The following is a 4,603-nucleotide window of genomic DNA, read 5'->3' on the forward strand; positions in this document are numbered from 1 at the left end:
CCGTGCCGTGGGGGAACGTGGGAGGGGCGGCGCCGTCCGGCGCCGCCCCTCGTCCGCGCGCGGTCAGAGGACCTTGGAGAGGAAGGCCTTGGTGCGGTCGTGCTGCGGGTCGGTGAGCACGTCGCGCGGGTGGCCGGACTCCACGACGACACCGTCGTCCATGAAGACCAGGGCGTCGCCGACCTCGCGCGCGAAGCCCATCTCGTGCGTGACGACGATCATCGTCATGCCGTCCTCCGCCAGACCCCGCATGACGTCCAGGACGTCGCCGACCAGCTCCGGGTCGAGCGCGGAGGTGGGCTCGTCGAAGAGCATCAGTTTCGGCTCCATCGCCAGCGCGCGGGCGATGGCCACCCGCTGCTGCTGGCCACCGGAGAGCTGGGCGGGGTAGTGCCCGGCCTTGTCGCGCAGGCCGACCCGGTCCAGCAGGCGCGTCGCCCGCTCGCGGACGACGGCTTTGGCCTCGCCCCTCACCATGACCGGGGCCTCCATGACGTTCTCGATGGCCGTCATGTGCGGGAAGAGATTGAAGCGCTGGAACACCATGCCGATGTCCCGGCGCTGGGCGGCCACTTCCCTGTCTTTGAGCTCGTACAGCTTGTCGCCCTTTTGGCGGTAGCCGACAAGATGGCCGTCCACCCACAGGCGGCCCGCGCTGATCTTCTCGAGGTGGTTGATGCACCGCAGGAACGTGGACTTGCCGGAGCCGGACGGCCCGATCAGGCAGAACACCTCACGTGGGGCGACCTCTAGGTCGATGCCCTTGAGGATGTGGGCCGCGCCGAAGGACTTGTGGACGCCCTCCGCCTTGACCATGGGGCCACCGGGAATGCCCATGTTGAAGTCGGTCATCGGGCCACCTCCGGGCGGCGGAAGGAGGTGAGGTTCGCCCTGAGCCGCTGCCACGGCGTGGGCGGCAGATTGCGTGTGGAACCGCGGGCGTACCGGCGCTCCAGGTAGTACTGGCCGACGCTGAACACTGTGGTGAGGATCAGGTACCAGACCGAGGCGACGAACAGCATCTCCATGACCGCGAGCGTGGTGCTGGAGATGTCGTTTGCCCGCTTCAGGAGCTCGTTGAACTGGACGGCGTAGGCCAGCGACGAGGTCTTGAGCATGTTGATGAACTCGTTGCCGGTCGGAGGCACGATAACGCGCATCGCCTGGGGCAGGACGACCCGGCGCAGAGTCTGTCCCTTGGACATGCCCAGGGCATGCGACGCCTCGGTCTGGCCCTCGTCGACGGACTGGATGCCCGCCCGGACGATCTCGGACATGTAGGCGGCCTCGTTCAGACCCAACCCCAGCAACGCGGCCAGGAACGGGGTCATGACCTGGTTCATCTCGTCCTTGTAGAACCCGAGGTTCAGAACCGGGAAGATCAGGGCGAGGTTGTACCAGATCAGGAGCTGGACGTACACCGGCGTGCCACGGAACAGCCAGACGTACAGCCAGCCGACCGTGCTGGTGACCGGGTTGTCCGACATGCGCATGATGGCGAGCACGACCCCGAGTACCAGGCCGACCACCATCGCCAGGACCGAGATGTAGAGCGTGTGCCAGGCGCCGGACAGGATGGTCCCGTCCGTGAGGTAGTCCGGGATGATGCCGTAGTTGATGTTCGCGTTGGAGAACGCGATACCTATGAGCACCAGCACGGCGATGACGAGCACGGCCGAGATCCAGCGGCCGTAGTGGCGCACCGGAACCGCCTTGATGGCGTGTGGAGCACCTCCGGCGGCGGCCGCCGAGGCGGTTCCGGTGCCCCTGGGTGGGTTGCCGCCCGGCGCCTTGTCGGTTTTGTCAGTCACGATGACTGCCCTTCAGCGGAACGTGGGGCTCAGGAACCGCCATTGACCGTCGCGGAGGTCACCGCGCCGTCAGTGACATTCCACTTCTCGAGGATCTTGGTGTACTCGCCGTTCTTGATGATCGCGTCCAGGGCTTCCTTGAGCGCGTCGCGCAGTTCGGTGTTCTGCTTGGTCACACCGATGCCGTACGGGCCCGCCCCGATCTGGTCGCCGACGACCTCGAAGTCCTTGCCGCCGCCGGAGGTCTGCGCGTTGTACGAGGCCACCGGGAAGTCATTGAGGTCGGCGGCCGACGCGCCCTGCTTGAGGCGGAGCAGCGCCTCGGGGTCGGTGTCGAAGGTCTGCAGGGTGAGCTTGCCCTTGCCGTCGGCCTGGCACTTCTTGGCCTGGTCCTTGGCGATGCCCTCGGAGGTGGTGCCCTGCTGGAGCGCGACGGTCTTGCCGCAGAGGTCGTCCAGGGACTTGATGCCCTTGGGGTTGCCCTTCTGGACCAGGATCGACGTGCCGGCGGTGAAGTAGTCGACGAAGTCGATGCCCTCGCCGACCGTCTTGCCGGTGTCGGAGTCGACGCCGTTCTGGCGGTCCTTGGTGTCGTTCATCGCCGACATGATCATGTCGAAGCGCTTGGACTGCAGACCCACGATGAGCTGGGCGAACTTGCCGTTCTGGAACTCGACCTTCACACCGAGCTGCTTGCTCAGGGCGTCGGCGATGTCGGGGTCGATGCCGACCGCCTTGCCGTCCTTGTAGTACTCCACCGGGGCGTACGCGATGTCGGAGCCGACCTTGAGCACGCCCGCCGACTGCACCGACTTCGGGAGCTTGTCGAAGAGGGGCGCCTTGGACGCGTTGCTCGACGCGGACGAGGAGCCGCCCTTGTCCGTCTGGTCGCCGCAGCCGGTGAGGACGAGGGCGCCTGCGACCGCGATCGCGCCGACCGCGGCGAAGCGGGTGGTCACGGTCGCGCGACGGGTGGTACGTGCGGTCATTGCTGGTTCCTCCTGCGGGGAATCCTGGGAGCAGCCGGTCTTCGGGTGCACACGTTCGGGTGTCGCTTACGTGTGTGATCTCCGCATCTTGCCATCCGGACACGCACTCTTGGGTGTCCGGATGTGTCAAAATCGCATAACGGGCGATCCCCTTGTCCTCACCGGGCCGCTACACCAAGGCCGATCGCGGTGGGGCCGTACCGCGACGTTGCGTGCATCACGTTTCTTGTCCCGCTATGCGGACGACTTGTCGCGTCGTGACCGGACGTTCCGGATGTGCGACGCCGCGCCGCGGCGCACAGACTCCTCAGCGGAGAGCGTCTTCCCGCAGCGCGGACCCTCACCCCCATCGGGGCCCCTCGGCGTGCGTGCGGCGCGCCCGGCCTCCGTGGCGCCCGGGACCACTCACGTCCGGGTGTACGGAAGCCGAGCCCGGCTATCCCCTGGCGCGGGGGGTAGTACCCTCAACAACAATTCGGACAAAGGGGTCAACAGTGGCAGCGGAGATTGTCAATCCTCGCACCAGCGGCAGCGAGGGCACCGGGAGCGGTGACGGCCTCGCACACGCGGACACCGACGGCGACGGCCCGGAAAGCCCCGTGGACCCGGTCTTCGCCCTGCACCGCGGCGGCAAGATGGAGATGACCGCCACCGTCCCGGTGCGCGACGCCGACGACCTGTCGATGGCCTACACCCCGGGCGTCGCCCGTGTCTGCACCGCGATCGCCGACCGGCCCGAGCTGGTCCACGACTACACGTGGACGTCCCAGGTCGTGGCCGTGGTCACGGACGGAACGGCGGTGCTGGGCCTCGGCGACATCGGCCCGCAGGCCTCCCTGCCGGTGATGGAGGGCAAGGCGATCCTCTTCAAGCAGTTCGGCGGCGTGGACGCCGTGCCGATCGCGCTCGCCACCACTGACGTGGACGAGATCGTCGAGACCGTCGTGCGCCTCGCCCCCTCCTTCGGCGGGGTGAACCTCGAGGACATCTCCGCCCCCCGCTGCTTCGAGATCGAGCGCAGGCTGCAGGAGCGCCTGGACATCCCGGTCTTCCACGACGACCAGCACGGCACGGCCGTCGTCACCCTCGCCGCGCTGCGCAACGCCACCCGTCTGACCGGCCGGGCGCTGGGCGAGCTGCGGGCGGTGATCTCCGGGGCGGGCGCCGCCGGCGTCGCCATCGCCAAGATCCTCGTCGAGGCGGGCATCGGGGACGTCGCCGTCACCGACCGCAAGGGTGTGGTGCACGCGGGCCGGGACGACCTGAACCCCTCCAAGCGCGAGCTCACCGCCTACACCAACAAGGCCGGGCTCAGCGGGACGCTGGAGGAGGCGCTCGCCGGCGCGGACGTCTTCATCGGCGTCTCCGGCGGCATGGTGTCGGAGGAGGCCGTCGCCACCATGGCGAAGGGCTGCTTCATCTTCGCGATGGCCAACCCCACGCCGGAGATCCACCCCGACGTGGCGCACAAGTACGCGGCCGTCGTCGCCACCGGGCGCAGCGACTTCCCCAACCAGATCAACAACGTGCTCGCCTTCCCCGGCATCTTCTCGGGCGCACTGCAGGTGCGGGCCTCCCGGATCACCGAGGGCATGAAGATCGCCGCGGCCGAGGCGCTGGCCGCGGTCGTGGACGGCGAGCTCGCCGCCGACTGCGTGATCCCCTCGCCCTTCGACGACCGCGTGGCCCCCGCGGTCGCCGCCGCCGTCGCCGCGGCCGCCCGCGCCGAGGGCGTCGCCCGGCGCTGAGCGCCGCCGAGGCGCGCATCCCACGCCGACGCGTGGCGCTGTTCCCCCCCCCTGT

The 4,603-nt window shown here is 68.7% G+C and carries 4 protein-coding genes; 1 reads left to right on the forward strand and 3 read right to left on the reverse strand.

Annotated elements, in window-relative coordinates; translation table 11 throughout:
* Positions 1-63: 63 nt before the first annotated feature.
* From AC3ET4_RS30290 to AC3ET4_RS30300, 3 genes are read right to left on the reverse strand one after another with little or no spacing between them, the layout of a single operon-like run.
* Positions 64-852 carry an amino acid ABC transporter ATP-binding protein gene (locus tag AC3ET4_RS30290; protein ID WP_431955088.1) on the reverse strand — a complete coding sequence of 263 codons (789 nt, stop codon included), beginning with the start codon at positions 850-852 and terminating at the stop codon, positions 64-66.
* Positions 849-1,811: an amino acid ABC transporter permease gene (locus AC3ET4_RS30295; RefSeq protein ID WP_431955090.1), complete on the reverse strand. Its 963-nt coding sequence runs from the start codon at positions 1,809-1,811 to the stop codon at positions 849-851. Before AC3ET4_RS30295 ends, AC3ET4_RS30290 begins: the two co-directional genes overlap by 4 nt.
* 29 nt (positions 1,812-1,840) lie before the next feature.
* The gene (locus tag AC3ET4_RS30300) at positions 1,841-2,800 is read right to left on the reverse strand and encodes an ABC transporter substrate-binding protein (RefSeq protein ID WP_431955092.1); all 960 of its coding nucleotides are present in this window, start codon (positions 2,798-2,800) and stop codon (positions 1,841-1,843) included.
* Positions 2,801-3,294: 494 nt separating this feature from the next.
* Here AC3ET4_RS30300 and AC3ET4_RS30305 point away from each other — a divergent pair, with 494 nt between their 5' ends.
* Positions 3,295-4,548 carry an NAD(P)-dependent malic enzyme gene (locus AC3ET4_RS30305; protein ID WP_431955094.1) on the forward strand — a complete coding sequence of 418 codons (1,254 nt, stop codon included), beginning with the start codon at positions 3,295-3,297 and terminating at the stop codon, positions 4,546-4,548.
* The last annotated feature ends 55 nt before the right edge of the window (positions 4,549-4,603 follow it).

It is taken from the genome of Actinacidiphila sp. bgisy167, from assembly GCF_057707665.1.

What these genes read in the sequence shown, in the direction of transcription:
- AC3ET4_RS30290 (WP_431955088.1), bottom strand. Translation starts at nt 852, where the DNA reads ATGACCGACTTCAACATGGGCATTCCCGGTGGCCCCATGGTCAAGGCG.
- AC3ET4_RS30300 (WP_431955092.1), bottom strand. Translation starts at nt 2,800, where the DNA reads ATGACCGCACGTACCACCCGTCGCGCGACCGTGACCACCCGCTTCGCC.